We start from the raw sequence: 245 nt of genomic DNA on the forward strand, positions 1-245 counted from the left end.
CCCATGCAGAGAGCAGCACTCCGATTCATCAGTAACATCGCCCTCGGCGATGTAAGCGCCATTCGCGCCCGAGCGCCCGCGAGAGCGAAGGGATACTGGGCGACCGCGAGGATCAGGGCCGTCGTGACAAGGAGCAGGACGATATCCGTGCCCGATAGTGCATTCACATCCACGACCGTCGGCAGAATGGAAACGTAGAACAACACAGATTTTGGATTGCCAAGCGTCACCAGAATGCCGGAGCC

At 59.2% G+C, this 245-nt stretch carries 1 protein-coding gene; it reads right to left on the minus strand.

Annotated features, from left to right (window positions below):
• Nucleotides 1–245, minus strand: a 245-nt coding sequence (locus AF337_RS12175; protein ID WP_160320291.1) for a LysE family transporter, incomplete at both ends; no start/stop codon positions are given.

Origin of the sequence: Rhizobium ecuadorense, from assembly GCF_001187535.1 — a bacterium.
In the GTDB taxonomy this organism is placed as follows: domain Bacteria; phylum Pseudomonadota; class Alphaproteobacteria; order Rhizobiales; family Rhizobiaceae; genus Rhizobium; species Rhizobium ecuadorense.